Genomic DNA, 19,682 nt, shown 5'->3' on the forward strand with positions numbered 1-19,682 from the left:
GGAAAAACGCTATCGTAGCGCTCCCCCTCGATGAACTGAGAACACCATGCATACTGCGTTACCCTCTTCGCGCCAGCGAAACCTGTTGCTGCTTGTCGGCATTCTGCTTATCGCCACCACGCTGCGCGTCACCTTTACCGGCGCGGCGCCGCTGCTGGATACGATTCGCGCCGACTACGGCCTGACGACCGCCCAGACCGGCCTGCTGACCACCCTGCCGCTGCTGGCCTTCGGCCTGATTTCGCCGCTGGCGGCCGGTGTTGCGCGGCGCATCGGCATTGAGCGCAGCCTGTTTGCCGCGCTGCTGCTGATTTGTCTTGGCATTGCCGTACGCTCCCTGCCATCGCCAGCGCTGCTGTTTATCGGCACCGCGGTGATCGGCAGCGGGATTGCGCTGGGCAACGTGCTGCTGCCGGGGCTCATCAAACGCGATTTTTCCGGCCATGTCGCCCGGATAACCGGCGCCTATTCGCTGACCATGGGCGCCGCCGCCGCGCTCGGCTCGGCGCTGGTGGTGCCGCTGGCGCTCAGCGGCTTCGGCTGGCACGGCGCGCTGCTGGCGCTGATGGCCTTTCCGCTGCTGGCGCTGATCGCGTGGCTGCCGCAGTGGCGCAGCCCGCCTGCCGTGCAGATTACCGGCGCGCGTAGCCTGCACGATAAGGGCATCTGGCGCTCCGCGCTGGCCTGGCAGGTCACGCTGTTTCTGGGGATTAACTCGCTGGTCTATTACGTCATTATCGGCTGGCTGCCGGCCATTCTTATCAGCCGCGGCTACAGCGAAGCGCAGGCCGGGTCGCTGCATGGTCTGCTGCAGCTGGCGACCGCGGCGCCGGGGCTGCTGATCCCGCTCATTTTGCATAAGCTGCGCGATCAGCGCGGCATCGCCATCCTGGTGGCGCTGATGTGCGCCATCGGCGCGGTGGGCTACTGGCTGCTGCCGGAACAGGCGGTGCTGTGGACGCTGATTTTCGGTTTTGGCTCCGGGGCGACAATGATCCTCGGCCTGACCTTTATCGGGCTGCGCGCCGGGTCGGCGCATCAGGCGGCGGCGCTCTCCGGAATGGCGCAGTCGGTCGGTTACCTGCTGGCCGCCTGCGGACCGCCGCTGATGGGCAAAATCCATGACGCCAGCGGCGACTGGCGCATCCCGCTGGCCGCGGTCGCCGTAATTTCACTGCTGATGGCCGTTTTCGGTGGACTCGCCGGGCGGGATCGGGAGATAGCGAGCCGCTGAACGATATGGCCGGTTAACCCGGCCATTTTTCAGTTTGCCGCCGCGCGCAGAAACGCCTGCACCAGCGGCGCCGGGCGACCGGCCAGCGCGCTGCGCTCGTGCTGGAACAGCGTCGCGACAAAGAACGGGTGCGCGATCAGCTCAACCGCGCGAATCTCGCCCTCATCGTCCCAGCCGGTGACGCGCAGCGCCCCCTCTTCCAGTTCGGCGGCGAACAGCGGCGAAATCCCATAGCTGCAGTGATACCCCTCTTCGATGGCGCTGCGGCCATAGGCTCGAGCGATAAGGGTATTCGGCCGTAACTCAATGGCGTCGCTCTTTTCCACCAGCGAGCAGGCCAGAGGCGCAATGACCATTCTGCCGTCACTGTCGGTTTCCGCATGCCCGGCATCTTCCCAGCCCAGCACGTTGCGGGCATATTCGACTATCGCATGCTGAAAGCCGCCGCAGGTGCCGAGAAACGGCAGGCCGTTTTCACGCGCGTAGCGGATGGCGGTAAATGCGCCTTGCGCATTTTTGTAGGGGCTGGCGGGAACCACCCAGACCGCGTCATAGCCGACCAGGTCTTCCGCGCTCTGGATCTCTTCAGTCGCCAGCCAGTCGTAATCGGCGGTGAGCTCCAGCACGGCGGCGGCATCGTCAATCGCCAGAGGGATCGCCTGATGTGCAATGACGTCCGGGTTAAAGTCGCCGACAAGCGCAATTCGCAGGGTATTTTTAGTCGCAGCGTGTTCCATGAAGGGTCCTTATGTCGTGTAGTTTACGGGCAACACAAGGAACCTCAGACTACCGGGAAACAGCCGCGACGGCAATCCCCTAAAATAGCAGGCGGCGAACGTTCCCTGCTGCGGCATATTGGTTTAACCTGGTATCCGGGAACTTCACAGGAGCATGCGTCATGATCCGCTGTAAACGTGTTTATGATCCGGTAAGCGCAGAAGATGGCTACCGGATCCTGGTTGACCGTCTGTGGCCGCGGGGCGTTAAAAAGGATGCGCTGAACCACGATGAATGGGCAAAGGCGCTGTCGCCGTCGGCCGAGCTGCGTAAGGCTTTTCACGGCGAGGTCATTGACTTCGCCACATTCAGCCAGCACTACCGCGACGAGCTGCGTCTTAACCAGGCGGAGGGCGAGCGCATTGCCCGTCTGGCGCAGCAGCAGCCCGTGACGCTCCTGTACGCGGCAAAAAATACGCAGCAAAACCACGCCCTCGTGCTGGCCGACTGGCTAAGCCGCCTGGCGCCCTGAGCGGTTAGCGCGGCGCGTGATCGCGACGGTACAGCGTCCACTCGTCGATGACCTCGCCGCGGGGCAGCTTACACTCCGTCCGCACGCCCCGCGGGGTTTGCACCGGATTGAGCGTACCGCCTTGCTGCAGACAATAGACAGACGCCGGATTCGCCATCCCCACGCCGGGCGGCGGCGGTGCATCCGGCGAGGGCGCGCACCCGGCGAGCAGCAGCGGTAAAACGACAACGGTATATTTCATCTGCACATTCCTTCTATCCTTCCAGTTTGCGTTTATACCCGTCATACTTCGAGTTGCATGTGCGTTGGCTGCGAACGCTCGCCCCAGTCACTTACTTTAGTAGGCTCCTGGGGACTCACGTCCTTGCCGCCTTCCTGCAACTCGAATTATTTAGGCTATAGTCTCCACGATTTCTTCATTTTACCTGCACTTTTCTCCCGTAGAGTAGCCTCGTTCTCGCGCTGACCGGAGAACACATCATTCCATAATCAATGAGTATTTTTCCCCGCCAACCCCGGCGGGGTCTTTTTTTTACGCTTTTTAGTACCGACTCCCACTTCCCGCGGCAACATATTAATTTTGATACACTGATGTTGTACACTGCTCGGGTAGTCGAAAATTCCAGCATAGCGTGCCATGACGAACCATCATGCCACGGGAGTCGTACAGGTTATGTCAGATATTATTCTTGCCCGCGTTTCACAAGCCCTCAATGCCGAACACTCGCTTGAAAGCCTTGTGCGCCAGCTGCTGGAAATGCTTGAGCTCGTCACCCGGATGGAGTCGACGTACCTCACCAACGTTGATCTAAGCGCGCGCGTGCAGCACGTGCTGTATGCGCGAAACAGCAGCGAACTGCAGATCCCGGAGGGTTTTTCCGTCCCCTGGGACGACACGCTGTGTAAACGCGCCATGGATGAAAATTGCTTTTTCGCCAACGATGTCAGCGTGCGCTGGCAGGAGTGCCACGCCGCGCAGGCGCTGGGCATCACCACCTATTTCACCACGCCGGTGCATCTGACCGACGGGACCTTTTACGGCACACTGTGCGCCACCAGCCGCGATAAGCACAGCTTCAGCGTCAACAGCGAGCACGTGCTGCAGCTGTTCGCCAGCCTGATAGCCAGCTGCATCGAACGGGAATCGCTGGTGGCGAAGCTACGGGAAGCGAACACCGCGCTGGTCGCCTACTCCTATACCGACGTTCTCACCGGGCTGGCTAACCGCCGGGCGGTCTATGAGCAGCTGGAAACACTTTTCAGCCAGGCCCGTCAGCACCGGTCACGCGTGCTGATCGCCTTTATCGATCTCGATGATTTCAAAGAGATTAACGATCGCTACGGCCACCGGACCGGTGATGATTTTCTGATTGACGTTGGCCAGCGCTTAACCTCGCTGACGGACAGTAATGATGTCGTGGGCCGTCTCGGCGGCGATGAGTTCCTGATCGCCTGTGAAATCCCCGCCAGCGGGCAGCAGGCCGACTTTATCGAACGGCTGCGCCGCCAGATTTGCGGACACTATCAGCTGGGAGAACACGATATTCACTACCCGGGCGCCAGCATCGGCACCATCATGGCAAACCCGCAGGAGATGGACGCCGAAGAGGCTATCCAGGCCGCAGATACCGCGATGTATGCCGATAAAAAGAGACGTCAGCGCGGCGCTGCGGCCTCCTGACGGCGCATCTTCATGCGGTACATGTCGGCATCCGCCCGCTGTATCGTCGCGTCAAGATCCTGCGCAAAGGGCGCAACGCCCCAGGACACTGACAGCGGCAGCGCGCTACCGTCGGCCATAAACGTCTCTGCGGCAATGTGCTGCGCTATGCGCTGCGCTATCTCCCGGGCGTCGGCCAGCGGCGTATTCTCAAGCAGCAGTACGAACTCATCGCCCCCGCTCCGGATGACCCAGTCTTTTTGCGGGCGCGTTGCGCTTACGATCAGCCGGGCAATCGTCTGCAGCGCCCGGTCCCCCACTTCATGTCCCCAGGTATCGTTGATCGCCTTGAATTTGTTGCAGTCGAGCAGAATCACCGCCGCGCGATCGTCCATATTTTTGCGCACAAGATCGAGGATTTTACGCGTAAAACAGCCGGTAAGCGGATCGGTGTACACCCGGATGTCCGCATAGTTCAGCCGACGGCGAATCACCCCGCTCAGCAGCCAAAAGACAACCGGCGCCAGCAGAATTGCCCGCCAGGCCAGCGGGTCGTGGATGGCGAACAGATAAACCGGCAGCGCGTAACGAAGATAATATGTTTCTGACAGCTGGTGGATTTTCTCTCCCTGCAGCCAGCCGCATTCGTTGGTCAGACACAGCGTTTCGCCGGTCCGCCGGTTGCCCACCTCGACCATCAGGGCCGCAGGCAGGCGCGTCAGAAACGCCGCACGGAGCGCCCTCGCCAGCTCCGGGCGCGAGTGATCGTAGACCAGATACCCCACGATATTGTCAGACACCTCCGCCCCGGAAAGATCGTAAATATAGCTGACGATACTAAACGCTTTTTCTCCCGTAATCCGATCGGTGTAAAAGTCGGTCGAGCTGCGGGCCTTGACGCTGAGGTTCTTTTGCAGCAGCCGGTCATAAAAAGGCTGCGGCGACTTAAAATAGGCCCCAGGGTTGCTGGCCATCTGCGACGTCGGGAAACGGAATGGCCGCGAATCGGCAGGCGCAAACCAGTAAAACCAGTCCGCATCGTGGGCGACGATATAGCGGTGCGAGGCGGAATAGCCGGGATTCAGCACGTTGATTTTATGGCGGATAAATTCGGCGGCGGCGTACATGCAGCGCGCATTTTCGCTACGCTCGCGGGAGACTATCGTTCCCTGGCCGGGGGACATCGTCTGGCGGTCGCCATTGATGGCCCAGGCCGTGGCGTCCCGCAGCGTAAAATCCGTCAGGCTACCGCACAGGCTGCTGCCTTTGATTTGCTGGAAACGTACGCCCGTCGCATCGGCGATAAGTTCGTTATCGTTGAACACGGTGGTCAACTGCGCCACCAGCGAGTTCATTCCCTCGCTGACGTCCGTCAACCGTTTCTGATGGGAAAACATGATGTACAGCGCCGCGCAAACCAGCGTAATAACCGCTGAAATCAGCAGCGCCTGGCGCTTACGTAATGCATCCTGGACGTTTTTCACTACCGCACCACTGAGGAAAATTGGCTTTTCTTTCAGTAACAATGTAGCGAAACAGTACCGGCGCCGCCATGTAAAACGGCGCCAGCCTCGCTTATTTTTGCTCGCTCTCGCCCAGCAAAATAAAGCCTAACGGAATGGAGCACAGCAGCGTAAAGACAATGCTGTAAACCAGCACCATGGCCCCCTGCAGCACGAACATCGAGGTGGTCCATGCTGAATAGGGTAAATCGTACTCCTGCACTACGCCGCCAAAGGTTGCCCGCCCAACGATCATCACCGCAATGACGAAAATGAAGGCCACCGCCATGATGAAACGCTTGCCGTTCCTTGTTTTTAGCTTTTCCCGGATCATCCCAATCTCCCTAAGATAAGTGGTGCTAAAGCGCTATTTGTAACATTAACACAGCAAAAATTAAACAATTTTATTATTTAATGCCCGCCGCTGAACTAATGGCAATATTCTTTGTCTGCAAGTCATTTTTCATTCTATATTTCACCTGAAAGCATCCTGCCTGGGAAAGTAAACACATTATCAACAAAGCGATGTTCGCCTCCACAATCTCTCCACAATTAAAATTTTTATGTTAGCATTGCTAAACTTTCCCAACCCCTCGTTTATATATGTTAAAAAAATTTCTCATAAATAAGGTTTTCGGCTGGCAAGAGTGCGATTCCGAAACTTATAAAAAGGCCTGGTATCAATTTGGCGGCAGCGTTTGTACGCACCCGGATGTTATAGACTGGCTTAGTAAAAAAACGGGGCGAAGCGTTTCCTATTTATCACGCAAAAAGAATAACGATCTGGTCTCGTGCATCTACCATACAAACCGGTCGTTCTCTCTTTACTCAAACGACTACCCGTTTGTTTTTGAAGACATTTTGCTACCTCTACATGGCGAACACCGGCATTTAATTCCGTTTCGCACTAAGATACTTTCACCACGGCATGCCGGTAAAGCCATGAACTCCATTTACCGTGCCGTAGGTAAACATAAGATTTGTTACGCGAAAGAAAGCTGGTCAAAAACAACCAGCAGAAAACGGGACGGTGAACGAAAACGCTTTATTAAAGGCGGCGGTTCAATAATAAACATCAATTTACTCAGCGATGAGGAAATATGTGATGCATACATTCGTTTATTTACCTTACGCTGGGCAGGGAGTAAGCGCTGCTATAAAAAAGATGCCTTAATGGAAGTGCTGTCACATTTTCGTCATTTAATCTTTGGCCATGCCCTGATATTTAACGAGGTCATTATCGCTATCGACCTGATATTTATGTCGGAATGTCAGAACTGGATATACTTCGACGATATCAACGGCGGATACGATCCGGAGCATCGCCAGTTCAGCCCGGGTACGGTGCTGCTGTGGGAAAACCTGACCCAGGCGAAAGCGCTGTGCCAGCAGCAGCAAAAAGAGATGATCTTCTCTCTGGGCAAATATGAAGAGCAGTGGGATTACAAAAAGCTGTGGTGCGACCTGGTGCCGCTTGGCCGTACCCTGAGCTAACCTCGCGGATGAAGGCTTTTCTCTTTCCCACAGAAACCGTATCCTGTATGGATTAAAAATCCATAATGAAAGTGAGGAAGTATGAGAATTGGCATCGCATTCCCTGTTCTGGTGTTTATTGTCGCCGTTGCGTTTCTGGCCTGGTTTGTGATTGGCGGTTATGCCACGCCGGGCTCATAAATCGCGTCCAGGCGATGTTCACCGTTGCCTGGCGACCAGCAGATCTGAGCGGAGGATAGACAGTTAGTCCAATTCCTCCGCTCTGTTCTGTAATGCTTACAGTGGGTTATGCGTGGAGGTTTTATTTGCTATGGAGCAGATTAAAACTGGTCATCAGATTTCGGTAATCCGGAATGTGATTGGAGAACAGGGTTCCCAGTCCTTCAATATCATTTCGCCAGTCGCGATGGAGCTCGCAGGCAACGCCAAACCATGACATCAGCTGCACGCCGGCCTGAGACATTCGATCCCATGCGGCGTCACGCGTAATCGGGTTAAAGGTCCCGGAAGCATCGGTGACAACAAATACATCAAAACCTTCTTCGATAGCGGAAAGCGCCGGGAAGGCTACGCAAACTTCGGTAACCACGCCAGCAATAATCAATTGCTTCTTGCCCGTCGCTTTCACTGCTTTTACAAAATCCTCATTGTCCCAGGCGTTGATATTTCCCGGGCGCGCAATATAGGGCGCATCAGGGAATTGTTCCTTGAGCTCTGGCACCAGTGGTCCATTGGGGCCATTTTCAAAACTGGTTGTCAGGACAGTCGGTAGCCCGAAATATTTTGCAAGATCGCTCAGAGCGAGAACGTTGTTTTTAAACTTATCCGGATCGATATCACGGACCAGAGAGAGCAAGCCTGTCTGGTGATCAACCAGCAAAACGGCGGCATCATGTTTATCGAGTCTCACATATTTTTTTGACATATCGATATTCTCTTAAAAAGGAGTGAAAAGACCGGTTACACGAAAACAACTCAGAAAACAATCAGGTACGTATAATGCATCGGCTAATAATGCCCGGAATTGTCAACTAAAACGCACCAGCGTTATGAAGTGTAGTTCAATCAAAATAATTACCATAGTGCTGCGAGTGACAACTTCCTTGCTTAAAGTGACGCCTCCTGCGTTATGATTAGCAGGCATACTATTGGCATAAAATAAATAACGCTCAGGTCAGTGAATTTTATATGATACTAATTTTATTATTAGGTGACATCGACATTATAATGATGCAAAAACGGAAGTTTTATGGTACATTGCCACATGTTTTATTAAAAAATGATATCGTTTATAATTTACTGTAAGCAATAAGCGGCATCCCGGCACGAATAATAGCCAGGTCTGAACGAACTCACATTTATTTAGTGGGGAAAACAATGTGAATAAACTCATGCATCAGACATTCAACTGGTCTACCAGCAATGGCGAGATGGAGGATAAATTCAGTGAATTTGACAGCATTTTGTCGAAAAGTCTGATCAAGGTAACAACCGTTATCAGTAATCCGGCCGATTTTTGGTGTCATCTTTCTTCCCATCATGCGGGATTATTTTCAGTCACTGACATCAACGGTTCTGTTAAACAGTCCCGGCGTTCTGCCAAAGATTTGGCGCGAAGCGAAAGTGATGCATTTCATTTAGTGTACTCAGGCTTACCATGGTTATTTGTTAATCACCTGGGACATGAACTGCCTGTTCCAGCCGGGACACTTGTCCTGATTGATACCCGAAAACAGTATATATCCTCTTTACCTGAAGGTTTTTTAAACCGTACAGTTACTCTGCCCCGTGAGTGGTTACAGACCTGGATTCCTGAACCAGAGAAAATTATTGAGCTAAATTTGTGTCATCTTTCCGGTTGGGGGAAAGTAATCGCGTCATATATTGAAAACCTCTCCCCACAATATCTTGAAAAGAATGACTTTCAGTCATCTCTGCTCCTTGACCAACTGGGCGTCATGTTATCCTTTCTTTATAATGAAGTCGTTTGCGAAAATGCATCTCCTGGTCATTTCAGCCACGACAGACACTATCAGCGTATCGTAGATAGTCTGCAACAGCGTCATACTAACATTTTATTGAAAGCGGAAGAGATTGCACATGAAGTAGGTATGTCAATAAGGAATTTACATCGTGTTATGGCTAATCAGGGTACAAGCTATGGTCAGGTACTCATGAATTTTCGCGCCCAGACGGCTTTACGAATGCTGAAAGCTGATAAATATGATGAGCTTTCGATTTCAGAGATAGCCAGACGGGCAGGATTTGTCGACACATCCCATTTTTCTCGTGTCTGTAAAAAACATTTTGGCCTGTCGCCGGGGCAGATTCGAAAAAATAGAGATTCTCATCGTTAAACATGACATACCGCTGTATGTTCAGGTTCGCGCCTGACGAATACGCTGCCCGCAGACAGCGGTCAGGCAGACACCCTGCTAACGTTCAAAATATCTCTCGACATAAGAAATGCCAGGGGATGCTGTGTTCTGAAGCCGTACTTCATCAATCGTTCCCGTCTGATTTGATACACTGACTTTTCATGGATATTCATCAGACAAGATAACTCAGCCACTGAATAACCATGCCCGACATATTTAAAAAGGTTAATCTCTTTAACGGATGCCTTCTTGAATTCTACCGGTGCGCTGGCTGCCTTTATCATTTTACGCTTGTTCAGCCTATCTCCCGTTTATCCCCAAAGACCAGCAATCGCCTGCAGGCCTTATCGTACCGGGTATTGTCCAGACTCAGTACAGCAAAAAGATCCTTCACGGATCTGAGGCTCGTAGTTGCTCCTGAAAGTTGTCTCTTCGACAGCAGGCTCCCGCCCTCGTCCTCCTCCCCTGCGTACAGTCGCTCATGCCGCAGACAATACGCGCTTATATCTTTTTCGATTCAATGCTGTATTATGCGACTTATTGCAACATTTTGCGGCATCCTGGAAACCATGCATAAAACCGCCAGACAAAAATATTTGCTTGATCTGCTTAGTGAATACGGGCAGGTCAACATTGCCGAGCTCGTAGAGACACTGCAGGTTTCTGCAGACACCGTGCGCCGCGATCTGGCCGACCTCGAAAAACAGGGGCTGGCGCAGAAAAACCACGGCGGCGCCATCGCTCTCGATCTTTCCGCCATGAACCGCAAAGGCCGGAGCGCGCTGCTGCCGGAAACGAAGCAGCGCTTAGGCAGAATGGTCGCGGAGAAGATCCCGGCAGGATCGACGCTGTTTCTCGATGCGGGAAGCACCGTCATGGCCGTCGCTACGCAGCTGCAGGGGCCGATGACGGTTATTACGGCGTCGCTTGATATTGCCCAGTCGCTCAGCGACCGCCACGACATCCAGCTGATCCTGCTGGGCGGCAGGTGGGATCAGCAGCAGCGCCTGTTTGCCGGTAGCGCGACGCTGTCGCTGCTGGAGAGATACCGGGCCGACATTGCGATCCTCGGCGCGTGCGCCATCCATGCCCGGCTCGGCCTGAGCGCCAGCCAGGAGGCGGATACCGACGTCAAACGCGCCATGCTGGCAGGCAGCACCCGGCACTGGCTGGTCGCCGACCATACCAAATTAAACCACTGTGAACCGTATCTGGTCGCCGGGTTATCGGATATTCATCAGCTATTTCTGGACCGCCCCTGGGAAGAACTGGGAGACGCGGGTTCCGTGCAGGTCAACATCGCGAATGCGACATGAGTGTGGAGAAGGTAATGAATAACGTCATTGTGCAGGATGGTAAGCAGATTAACATTGCATTGATCGGTTATGGGTTCGTCGGCAAGACGTTTCACGCGCCGCTGATCCGTGCGGTTGAGGGGCTCAATCTGGCCGTTGTGGCCTCCCGCGATGAAGAGAAGGTTAAGCGCGACCTTCCTGATGTGACCGTCATCGCCTCGCCTGAAGAAGCGATTGTGCATCCGGATGTCGATCTGGTGGTGATTGCTTCCCCTAATGCAACGCACGCGCCGCTGGCAACGCTGGCGCTGAACGCCGGTAAACACGTGGTGGTGGATAAACCGTTCACGCTGGACATGCAGGAAGCCAGAGCGCTTATCGCGCTGGCCCAGGAGAAAAAACGGCTGCTCTCCGTCTTCCATAACCGCCGCTGGGACAGCGATTATCTGGGCATCCAGCAGGTCATTGCCCAGGGACTTATCGGTAAGGTTAAGCATTTTGAATCGCATATCGACCGCTTCCGCCCGGAAGTCCGCGTCCGCTGGCGCGAGCAAAACGTGCCGGGCAGCGGTCTGTGGTTTGATTTGGGGCCGCACCTGATTGACCAGGCGCTGCAGCTGTTCGGTCTGCCGCAGTCGGTGCAGGGGAACATCGCGACGCTGCGCCCTGGCGCCGAGATCAACGACTGGGCGCATGTGGTCTTAAACTATCCGGATCACAAGGTCATTCTGCATTGCAGCATGCTGGTTGCCGGCGGCGTGTCGCGGTTTACCGTACATGGCGATAAGGGCAGCGTGGTGAAGCAAAAGGCCGACCAGCAGGAAAGCCAGCTGCTGGCGGGCGTGGTTCCCGGCAGTGCGGCCTGGGGGCAGGATGACGACAGCCTTGTCTTGTTTGGCGCCGACCTGCAGCCTCAGGCGCTGAAAACGCCGGACGGCGATCAGCGCCAGTACTATATGCACGTCCGTGATGCATTAACCGGTAAGACTGAAAACCCGGTCTCTCCGCTGCAGGCGCTGGCGGTGATGGCGGTCCTCGAGGCAGCAGTACGCTCGGCGGAATCGGGGTCGCAGCAAACCGTTAGCCTGACAGCGGACGAGATAGCCCAGCTGCAATAACCGTTCCCGACGCCCGACCTGCGGCAATGCGCAGCTCGGGCTTTATCTGAAAAGCCCCATTGGGCGGAAGCGGTAGCGCATCCACAGTGGCGGTCTGGCGTTACGCCGATAGTGCGACAGGCATTCGTCCACCACGTTTTCCATCGCAACGTTCATCAGTACCTTCGCGCCAACCGGCGTCTCACTGCCCTTCACGATGCGGCTGATGGTGACGTAATAGACATTACCCGTTTTTTTAATGTGATACCGATACGTTATGCTGCCGATGCCGCCAGCGTACAGAAGCGTTTCCACCATTGCCGATACCCTGTCCAGGAAGAGTTAACCGGGGTAATTTCGACATAACACTGTGCAGAAAAAATGGGGGAATTGTGTAGTTTGCGCTAAGTTGCCTTTCTGTTTAACCCGCTGTCCATAAAGTATCTGTCATCTTTCAATTCATGGAACATACTCATGGTCAGGGCACTGGTGATTATCCTAATCAGCCTCATCCTGTCGGCCGTCGCGGCATTCATGGCCTATGATACCGCCGATCGCGCCAGGACGATGTTACCCGAGTGTCCGCTAAGTCCGTCTATCAACTGCATCTGAGAGGCTAAAATGCCGCGGAGGTGCTGTAATGAAACGCTTTATGGTGGTTTTCGTGATGGCGCTTTTACTGGCAGGCTGTGCGACAGGCGGGTCGGACGACGACACTGACGCTAAAGAGCAAAAATATCAGGCATCGCTGCCGGACTGCACCGAAGATGGCGCAACGATTGACTGTGACTGGAAAAACGTAACGGATAAATGGTCGACGGTTTCCGCTGCGGACTTCAACAGCACGCATTGAGTTAATGTGTGCTGTTGTTACCCAGGGTAAGAGAATGGGTGCTCAGTCTTATTAATGCGATTGCTGGAAACCAGCAACATCGTACTGGGATACGCTCTTTGGATTACCGGAGTTCTGCGGTTGGGTTCCCGCGTAGTGGGTACCTGCATTTCCAGCGGGATTAAACGCCGAACCTGGCGCGCTGCTGGCATGGCCCGGCGTGACGCTCCCGGTTTGAGCGCTGCCAATGGTTTGACTCGGCTGCCCTGTCATTCCGGTAACGGAATGAACGTTAAGGGCAAATACCGTCGCAACGGGTACCGCGAACAAAATAGCGCCGGCTATCATCGAGAGATAAGAGATACGGAACATTTTAACCTCCTCGACGCAGAAGCTGATGCGGCCTCTACACCTGATAAGTATAACCCCCCTGCCTTTCTCTGTGCAGAATGAGGAATGTTCCTGGAACATGCGGGTAAAAAGAAGAAAGCCGGATGCGATAAGGGGGGGATCCCCCCCTCGAAAAATCGACCGTTCACGACGTTACATCAGTACTTAATATCCCGGGCAGCGTCGCGTCCTTCCTGTTTGTTATCACGGTGTTCCTGACGGCAATCCGCGTTACCAACAATGCCTTCCCGACACTCTTGCTTCGCGTCGCGGGAGTCCTGACGAGTGTCCTGGCGGACATCGCGCGCATCGCGGCGTTCAGCCGCCTGCTGAGTCGCCTGTGACGGGAGCGCAGTAAAAAGGGAAGCAGCAGCAATCAACATCCATACGGACTTTTTCATAGTAAAGTTCTCAAAGCTCAAGTTCGTAAACACTCTGCGCGGCAAAGAATAGCAATAAAATTTTCCTATTTTTTACCATATAGTGACCCAGAGCGGTTCCCCTGGCGGCGATGCTTCGCGGATGCTGCTTTTTCCTCCCGGCTCGTTCGTTTTTCCTTCGCTTTTGCAATGCGCCGATGTAACCGGAGCGCTGACATACGGAATTTGCAGGCAAACGCACACTTTTCTTTTGGTTCATCACCCAGGCTTAATCTGTACACAAAACAAGCAGAGGTCCGTCCATATGTATAATTCTATTCTTGTACCCATTGATATTTCAGAAGGTGACCTGACTCAGCAGGTGATCTCGCATGTCCAGACTCACGCGGTAATGAATACGACAAAGGTTCATTTTCTTACGGTTATCCCCTCTTTGCCTTACTACTCATCATTAGGTCTGGCGTATTCAGTGGAAATGCCAAAAATGCAGGAGTTTCGCGAGGAAGTGCAGGCAAAACTGGATGACATCGTTAAGCAGTTTAAGATACCCGCGAACAAGATTCAGACCCACGTAACAACGGGGTCGCCAAAAGATCAGATACTCAAGCTTGCCGATACCATGAGCACAGATTTAATCATTATTGCCTCGCATCGCCCTGATATATCGACATACCTTTTGGGCTCGACGGCGGCGGCTGTTGTTCGGCATGCTAAATGTGCGGTACTGGTCGTGCGATAAACCTGTCTGATGTGAGTATGCTTGCCCGACACGGAAAGGTCGTTTAAGGTCCAGGCATAAATAACGGGAACCCCCTGGCTCCCGTTCTCATTTAACCCAGAATCCCGGACCGATAGCTAAAATACAGATTTACGCCTTACTAAAGGCCTTATGCCGCGCGCAAACGTCCAGACATGATTCTAGCGCTACTTCCCAAATGATTTTCACATACAGTCCATTATCACGAATGATTCTGCGATGCATTTCACCTCATCTCTACTCCTAAAGTACAAATGCTATTTTTACACCTGCCAATGCATACTTTTACACAAATTTGATCATAAAGATCGATATTTTTCATAAATGCTCAGTAATTTGATAAATAGGTCGGAATAGCGGCATTGTTTTATTTTTATAAACATTTTTATATTAACAAACCATACAAACACAACTCATTGTTTTAAAAGAAATCACCGTATCAGACATAATTAATGTAATTAAAGTAATGCTGACAACACAAGATAAAGACAACAAATTGTCCAAAAATAAACCAACTTACAAAAATACATGAAATATAACATTTCAAATACACATTAAGACCCTGGGAAACATATCAAGAGCATTTTCTAATACGAACAAAAAAACACTCTCAAAATACATACCCCAAAGTACCTGGACTTCTTTTTTAAGAATCCACTTCAATGCAGCAAACTATATGGAAATAAAATGAACAAGATTTTTAGAGTTATCTGGAGCGCAGCCAATCAGTGCTGGATGGTTGTTTCTGAACTGACTACATCGCAAAAGCAACAAAAGTGTTGTGTTAATCAAAAAACGTCTTTATCTGTCGTATTGCTGACAATGCTATGCGGGCAGCCGGTATATGCCGCTGACTATACGTCAACCGTGACCGGTGATTTTACTTTTCCAACCGGTGAAACCAGTACGATAACCACAACAGCGGATAACACTCCTGGTATCTATCTGGGGTATGGGGAAACAATTTCCTCCACCGACGATCTGATTATTAATACCTCAGGCAATTACAGTAAGGGCATTGTGGTTGATGGTTTTGACGATAACCTCACGGCGATAAACCTTAAAAACGTCACCATCACAACCAGCGGCTACGGTTCATGGGGCATAAGCGTGTTAGGAAATCTCACCAGCACAGGACTGGCCACCGTGCGGGTAAACGGCGATGGCGCATACGGTATACGGTCAGAGGCGAGCGGTAATATTCAATTAGCCGATGTGAATATCACAACAACCAATGTTAACGCCAAAGCGCTAAGCGCCTACGGAGATTCAAGCAATATCTCGGTAAGCGGAGTGACTACGCTTCGCCTCGAAAAAGCGTCAAACGTGGGTGTCGAAACTCAACGACAAAATGCATCTGTCAGCCTGAATGACCTTAACATAACGAGCCTGGATGATTTTAACCGTGGAATATTTGCCAATTCAGGTTCGATTAATGTTACCGGCAACATGGTGATGCGGGCCACTCAACAATACTCAGGATATATTGATGGTGTTTACGCGAGGGCGGGAGGTACGGTTAATCTTGCTGACGCAGACATTACAATCATCGGAGCCAAGTCCCACGGGTTGAACGCCAACGGTTCCGGCACGTCTGTTTCCAGCAGCGGCCTCACGACGGTGAATCTTACAGGCAAAAGCGGCGCGGGTTTTCTGGCCCAGAGCGGCGGGGTTATCAACCTCGTTGATTCCAGTGTGACGGCAGCGGGCGATGGCACGGTTGGCCTGCAGGCAACGGGTACCGGGAGCGATATTACCAGCACCGGAACGACTATCGTTCACACGGCAGGAAACAATGCGTATGGCCTGCAGGCCGTTAGCGGCGGAACAATTCATACGGGGACGACCACGACCGTCAGCACCGACGGCGCTGGCGCTACCGGCATCTACGCCAGCGGCGCGGGCTCGATGATTAACCTGACCGCAGCGACCGCTGTGACAACCACCGGCGATGGCGCGCACGGTATGCAGCAGGACGGCGCCGCGCGCATAAACAGCAATGGCGGCCGTATTACGACATCGGGGGCGGGTTCCCATGGCTTTACGGCAACCGGAGGCGCTACCCGGGTTTTTGATGGCACGGCGAACAATATCCTGCCGACGATAACCGTGACAGGCGCAGGGTCAGCAATGCTGGATGCCAATGGCGCCGGCAGCCAAATTACGCTCAATAACCAGCCGCTTGATATCCGTGGCGCGGCCGCGCCGAACACCTGGGGCGCCAAATCGGAAGCCGGCGGGCTGGTGACCTTCAACGGCGGCAGCACCGGCGGAACCGGGCTCTGGGCAACGGGAACGGGCAGCCGTATTGTCCTGTCCGGCGCCAATGCCGCAGGATCGCGCGTTCATCTCGATAATGGCGCCGTCCTCACCACGGATGCCGCAGGCTCAACGCTGGGTTCTCTTGAGGGCGATGCCTCCAGCGCGATCGGCGCCAGCAGCGCCGCAAGCGCCCTCACCCTGGGAGCAAATAACCTGACGAACAACGGCAGCCTCCTGGATGAAGCCCAATTTGCCGGCGCGCTGAATAACATCGGACTACTCACCAAGGTCGGGTCGCTGACGCAAATTCTGAGCGGCAGCAATACCACGGTGGAACGCGTCAATGTTGCCGGGGGTACGCTGCGATTTGCGCAAGCGGGCGCATTCACCACCACCGGCGCCTATACGACGCAGGCCGGAGCGACAACGGATGTCGGTCTGGCGAATTCGACGCTGAATGTCGGGAGCGTGTTCACTCAGGCGGTAGACTCTACGCTAAAAATTACCCTCGGCACATTGCCTGTTGTCCTCGCGGATACGGCCAACCTCGGGGGGCGCCTCCTCGTCAATGGTTTCGCCGACAGCCTGGAGCCGGTCAAGGCGAGCGACGTCACGAACACGACCTATACGGTCATCCATACCACTAATGGCATTACCGGGGATTTCACCAATAACCCGCTGGGCGATACGGGCATTGATTACCTGCTGCGCGATGGCTATGTGTCAGCGGATGGTAAGGATTATAACGTTGGCTTTCGCATGGCATGGACTGACGGAATGCAGGCGAAAGGCACAGGGACCTTCACGGTTGCCGATGGAACCGGCTTCAATGTTGATACCGTTCTGGCCGATCGGCAGGGTCCCTTCGCCAGCGGGTGGGATGGCAAAAGCCTGACCAAAGCCGGTAATGGTAAACTGGTGTTATCGGCGGTGAATACCTATACCGGTAAGACCACGATCAATGGCGGCACATTACGCACCGACGTGGCGGACAGTATCGCCAGTAGCAGCGATGTGATCGTTAATGGCGGCGTGTTCGACCTGAACGGCAACAACCAGAAGTTCCGTCGGTTTGCTGGAACGGGTGGCGAAGTTCACCTGAACGGCGCCATGCTGACGGTGGACAATGCCGCGACTACCGATAGCACCACGTTTGCCGGCGACATTGTCGATGGAGAAAAGCCGGGAAGCATCACCAAAACCGGCGACGGAACGCTGACCCTGAGCGGTAAAACCGGCTGGACCGGGGATACCTACATTGACGGCGGCGAACTGGTGCTGGATGGCACCAGAGGCGGCGCTCAGTTGGTCAGTAACATCATTGCAAAAGACAATACCACCCTGTCACTGCGCAATGGCGCCAGCCTCACCGGTTGGATCGATCCCACCGATGTGAATATTGATAAATCCAGTCTGTGGAATATGACGGCTGACTCACTGGTTAATGATGTTAACCTCGCCGGTACGATTAGCTTTGTCGCCCCGTCGTCCTCATCAATACCGGCGGGACAGACGCTGACGGCCACAAACTGGAACGGGCAGAACGGCACCGTGGTCATGAATGCGGTGCTGCATGACGATACCTCCGCCAGCGATAACATCGTGGTTAACGGCAATACCCGCGGCAATACCTTTATTAAGGTGAATCATGCGGGTGGTCATGGCGCCCAGACCGTTGAGGGAATTCGTCTGGTGAAAGTGAATGGACTTTCTGATGGCACCTTCACCAAATCGGGGCGTATTGTCGCCGGTACTTATGATTACGACATTGTGAAAAAAGGGAGCGACTGGTATTTAGCCAGCCACTATACCGTACGTCCGGAATCCGCCAGCTATACCGCGAACCTGGCTGCGGCGAACACCATGTTCACCACCCAACTGCATGACCGCCTTGGCGAAACGCAGTATATCGATGCGCTGACGGGTGAGAAGAAAGCGACCAGCATGTGGCTGCGTCAGGTCGGTGGGCATAATAGCTGGAAGGACAGCAGCGGCCAGCTCGACACACAAAGCAACCGCTATGTCACGCAGCTGGGCGGCGATGTTGCGCAATGGAGCCCCGATGGGCTGCAGCGCTGGCACCTCGGCGTGATGGCGGGTTATGGTAATAACCACAGTAACTCAAACTCCAGCGTTACCGGCTACCGTGCCGAGGGTACCGTCAGCGGATACAGCGCAGGGCTTTATGCAACCTGGTTCCAAAATGATGAAACAAAACAGGGTGTATATCTGGATAGCTGGGCGCAGTATGGCTGGTTTAACAATGAGGTGAAAGGACAAGATGTCCAGGCCGAGACGTATAAATCGAGCGGGATGACGGCATCACTGGAGCTGGGTTATACGCACAAGCTGGGGGAATTCGCCGGGAGCAAAGGTTCGCTCAATACGTGGTATATCCAGCCTCAGGCTCAGGCTATCTGGATGGGCGTTCAGGCTGACGATCACCGCGAGCAAAACGGAACCCGAGTGAGCGGTGACGGTGAAGGCAATCTGCAGACGCGTCTGGGCATCCGCACTTACCTCAATGGGCACAGTAAGATGGATGAGGGTAAGGACCGTACTTTCCAGCCGTTTGTAGAAGTGAATTGGATCCACAACACTCAGGATTTCGGAACGCGTATGGATGGGGTAAGTTTCTACCAGGCGGGAGCACGAAATATCGGTGAAGTAAAAACAGGTATTGAAGGCCAGTTGAGCCCACGTCTGAATTTGTGGGGTAATGTTGGCGTCCAGGTGGGGGATAAAGGATACAGCGACACCTCCGCCATGATTGGCGCAAAATACAGCTTCTGATGGTAAGCAAAACACAGAGCCTGGAGACACCTGGCTCTGTTTACCGTAAGTAAAAAACGGGAGCCCATCGGCTCCCGTTCTCATTAAACCCAAAACCTGGAATACATGTTCGCGATAATCGCGTCGCCAAACTCTGAGCATTTCAGCAGCTTAGCGCCGTCCATCAGACGTTCGAAGTCGTAGGTCACGGTCTTGGCAGCGATTGCGCCTTCCATGCCTTTGACGATCAGGTCTGCGGCTTCGAACCATTCCATGTGACGCAGCAGTAGATATGGGGCTTTAACCTATCATGTTGATACAAAAGGTTAAAACAACGAAATCAGCACCGAATCACGCTATTTTAAGGGATTTCTAACGCA

At 53.7% G+C, this 19,682-nt stretch carries 19 protein-coding genes and 2 pseudogenes; 12 read left to right on the forward strand and 9 right to left on the reverse strand.

Annotated features, from left to right (window positions below; all coding sequences use genetic code 11):
* The first annotated feature begins 46 nt into the window (after window positions 1-46).
* Complete coding sequence (locus tag ENTCL_RS13110; protein WP_013366617.1) at window positions 47-1,234, forward strand: CynX/NimT family MFS transporter; 1,188 nt, start codon at window positions 47-49, stop codon at window positions 1,232-1,234.
* A 29-nt stretch (window positions 1,235-1,263) separates the two neighbouring features.
* Here ENTCL_RS13110 and ENTCL_RS13115 read toward each other — a convergent pair whose 3' ends face one another.
* Complete coding sequence (locus ENTCL_RS13115; RefSeq protein ID WP_013366618.1) at window positions 1,264-1,971, reverse strand: CTP synthase C-terminal region-related (seleno)protein; 708 nt, start codon at window positions 1,969-1,971, stop codon at window positions 1,264-1,266.
* 161 nt (window positions 1,972-2,132) lie between these two features.
* On the opposite strand from ENTCL_RS13115, the gene ENTCL_RS13120 reads away from it, so the two are divergent.
* The gene (locus tag ENTCL_RS13120; protein WP_013366619.1) at window positions 2,133-2,483 is read left to right on the forward strand and encodes a DUF488 domain-containing protein; all 351 of its coding nucleotides are present in this window, start codon (window positions 2,133-2,135) and stop codon (window positions 2,481-2,483) included.
* A gap of 4 nt (window positions 2,484-2,487) precedes the next feature.
* Here the strand turns inward: ENTCL_RS13120 and ENTCL_RS13125 are convergent, their stop codons facing one another.
* Window positions 2,488-2,724 (reverse strand): putative hemolysin, encoded by a 237-nt coding sequence (locus ENTCL_RS13125; RefSeq protein WP_013366620.1) that lies wholly within the window; start codon window positions 2,722-2,724, stop codon window positions 2,488-2,490.
* Window positions 2,725-3,156: 432 nt separating this feature from the next.
* Here ENTCL_RS13125 and ENTCL_RS13130 point away from each other — a divergent pair, with 432 nt between their 5' ends.
* Window positions 3,157-4,164, forward strand: coding sequence for a sensor domain-containing diguanylate cyclase (locus ENTCL_RS13130; protein ID WP_013366621.1), 1,008 nt, complete (start codon window positions 3,157-3,159; stop codon window positions 4,162-4,164).
* Here ENTCL_RS13130 and ENTCL_RS13135 read toward each other — a convergent pair.
* The gene (locus tag ENTCL_RS13135; RefSeq protein WP_013366622.1) at window positions 4,140-5,627 is read right to left on the reverse strand and encodes a GGDEF domain-containing protein; all 1,488 of its coding nucleotides are present in this window, start codon (window positions 5,625-5,627) and stop codon (window positions 4,140-4,142) included. The two genes, ENTCL_RS13130 and ENTCL_RS13135, sit on opposite strands and share 25 nt — an antisense overlap.
* A 91-nt stretch (window positions 5,628-5,718) precedes the next feature.
* Window positions 5,719-5,979, reverse strand: a complete 261-nt coding sequence (locus ENTCL_RS13140) for a DUF2534 family protein (RefSeq protein ID WP_013366623.1) — start codon at window positions 5,977-5,979, stop codon at window positions 5,719-5,721.
* 269 nt (window positions 5,980-6,248) lie between these two features.
* Here ENTCL_RS13140 and ENTCL_RS22995 point away from each other — a divergent pair, with 269 nt between their 5' ends.
* Complete coding sequence (locus tag ENTCL_RS22995) at window positions 6,249-7,139, forward strand: GNAT family N-acetyltransferase (RefSeq protein ID WP_013366624.1); 891 nt, start codon at window positions 6,249-6,251, stop codon at window positions 7,137-7,139.
* Between the two features lie 81 nt (window positions 7,140-7,220).
* The gene (locus ENTCL_RS23715; RefSeq protein ID WP_013366625.1) at window positions 7,221-7,319 is read left to right on the forward strand and encodes a YoaK family small membrane protein; all 99 of its coding nucleotides are present in this window, start codon (window positions 7,221-7,223) and stop codon (window positions 7,317-7,319) included.
* 121 nt (window positions 7,320-7,440) lie between these two features.
* On the opposite strand, the gene ycaC is transcribed toward ENTCL_RS23715, so the two are convergent.
* Window positions 7,441-8,064, reverse strand: coding sequence for an isochorismate family cysteine hydrolase YcaC (gene ycaC / locus ENTCL_RS13155; RefSeq protein ID WP_013366626.1), 624 nt, complete (start codon window positions 8,062-8,064; stop codon window positions 7,441-7,443).
* Window positions 8,065-8,518: 454 nt separating this feature from the next.
* Between ycaC and ENTCL_RS23000 the strand changes: the two genes are divergently transcribed.
* The 3 genes from ENTCL_RS23000 (at window position 8,519) to ENTCL_RS13170 (ending at window position 11,930) form a co-directional block, all read left to right on the forward strand.
* Complete coding sequence (locus ENTCL_RS23000) at window positions 8,519-9,496, forward strand: helix-turn-helix transcriptional regulator (protein ID WP_237325125.1); 978 nt, start codon at window positions 8,519-8,521, stop codon at window positions 9,494-9,496.
* Window positions 9,497-10,086: 590 nt separating this feature from the next.
* Entirely contained in the window at window positions 10,087-10,833 is a 747-nt protein-coding gene (locus tag ENTCL_RS13165; RefSeq protein WP_013366628.1) for a DeoR/GlpR family DNA-binding transcription regulator, read from the forward strand.
* A gap of 14 nt (window positions 10,834-10,847) precedes the next feature.
* A complete protein-coding gene (locus ENTCL_RS13170) occupies window positions 10,848-11,930 on the forward strand; it encodes an oxidoreductase (protein ID WP_013366629.1) in 1,083 nt (360 codons plus the stop codon).
* Between the two features lie 42 nt (window positions 11,931-11,972).
* On the opposite strand, the gene ENTCL_RS13175 is transcribed toward ENTCL_RS13170, so the two are convergent.
* Window positions 11,973-12,227 (reverse strand): hypothetical protein, encoded by a 255-nt coding sequence (locus ENTCL_RS13175; protein WP_013366630.1) that lies wholly within the window; start codon window positions 12,225-12,227, stop codon window positions 11,973-11,975.
* Window positions 12,228-12,549: 322 nt separating this feature from the next.
* Between ENTCL_RS13175 and ENTCL_RS13180 the strand changes: the two genes are divergently transcribed.
* Window positions 12,550-12,762, forward strand: coding sequence for a hypothetical protein (locus ENTCL_RS13180; protein ID WP_013366632.1), 213 nt, complete (start codon window positions 12,550-12,552; stop codon window positions 12,760-12,762).
* 51 nt (window positions 12,763-12,813) lie between these two features.
* On the opposite strand, the gene ENTCL_RS13185 is transcribed toward ENTCL_RS13180, so the two are convergent.
* Entirely contained in the window at window positions 12,814-13,113 is a 300-nt protein-coding gene (locus tag ENTCL_RS13185) for a hypothetical protein (RefSeq protein ID WP_013366633.1), read from the reverse strand.
* 176 nt (window positions 13,114-13,289) lie between these two features.
* A complete protein-coding gene (locus ENTCL_RS13190; protein WP_013366634.1) occupies window positions 13,290-13,532 on the reverse strand; it encodes a hypothetical protein in 243 nt (80 codons plus the stop codon).
* A 283-nt stretch (window positions 13,533-13,815) separates the two neighbouring features.
* On the opposite strand from ENTCL_RS13190, the gene uspF reads away from it, so the two are divergent.
* The 3 genes and pseudogenes from uspF (at window position 13,816) to ENTCL_RS22420 (ending at window position 19,323) form a co-directional block, all read left to right on the forward strand.
* Window positions 13,816-14,250 (forward strand): universal stress protein UspF, encoded by a 435-nt coding sequence (gene uspF / locus ENTCL_RS13195; protein WP_013366635.1) that lies wholly within the window; start codon window positions 13,816-13,818, stop codon window positions 14,248-14,250.
* A 705-nt stretch (window positions 14,251-14,955) separates the two neighbouring features.
* Window positions 14,956-15,087: pseudogene (locus tag ENTCL_RS24175) on the forward strand (ESPR domain-containing protein); the annotation flags it as partial.
* 801 nt (window positions 15,088-15,888) lie between these two features.
* On the forward strand, window positions 15,889-19,323 hold the full coding sequence (locus ENTCL_RS22420; protein ID WP_238981751.1) for an autotransporter outer membrane beta-barrel domain-containing protein: 3,435 nt from the start codon (window positions 15,889-15,891) through the stop codon (window positions 19,321-19,323).
* Between the two features lie 83 nt (window positions 19,324-19,406).
* On the opposite strand, the pseudogene ENTCL_RS23005 reads toward ENTCL_RS22420, so the two are convergent.
* Window positions 19,407-19,592 (reverse strand): annotated as a pseudogene (locus ENTCL_RS23005) (NADP-dependent isocitrate dehydrogenase); the annotation flags it as partial.
* Between the last annotated feature and the right edge of the window lie 90 nt (window positions 19,593-19,682).

Origin of the sequence: [Enterobacter] lignolyticus SCF1 (genome assembly GCF_000164865.1) — a bacterium.
Taxonomy (GTDB): domain Bacteria; phylum Pseudomonadota; class Gammaproteobacteria; order Enterobacterales; family Enterobacteriaceae; genus Enterobacter_B; species Enterobacter_B lignolyticus.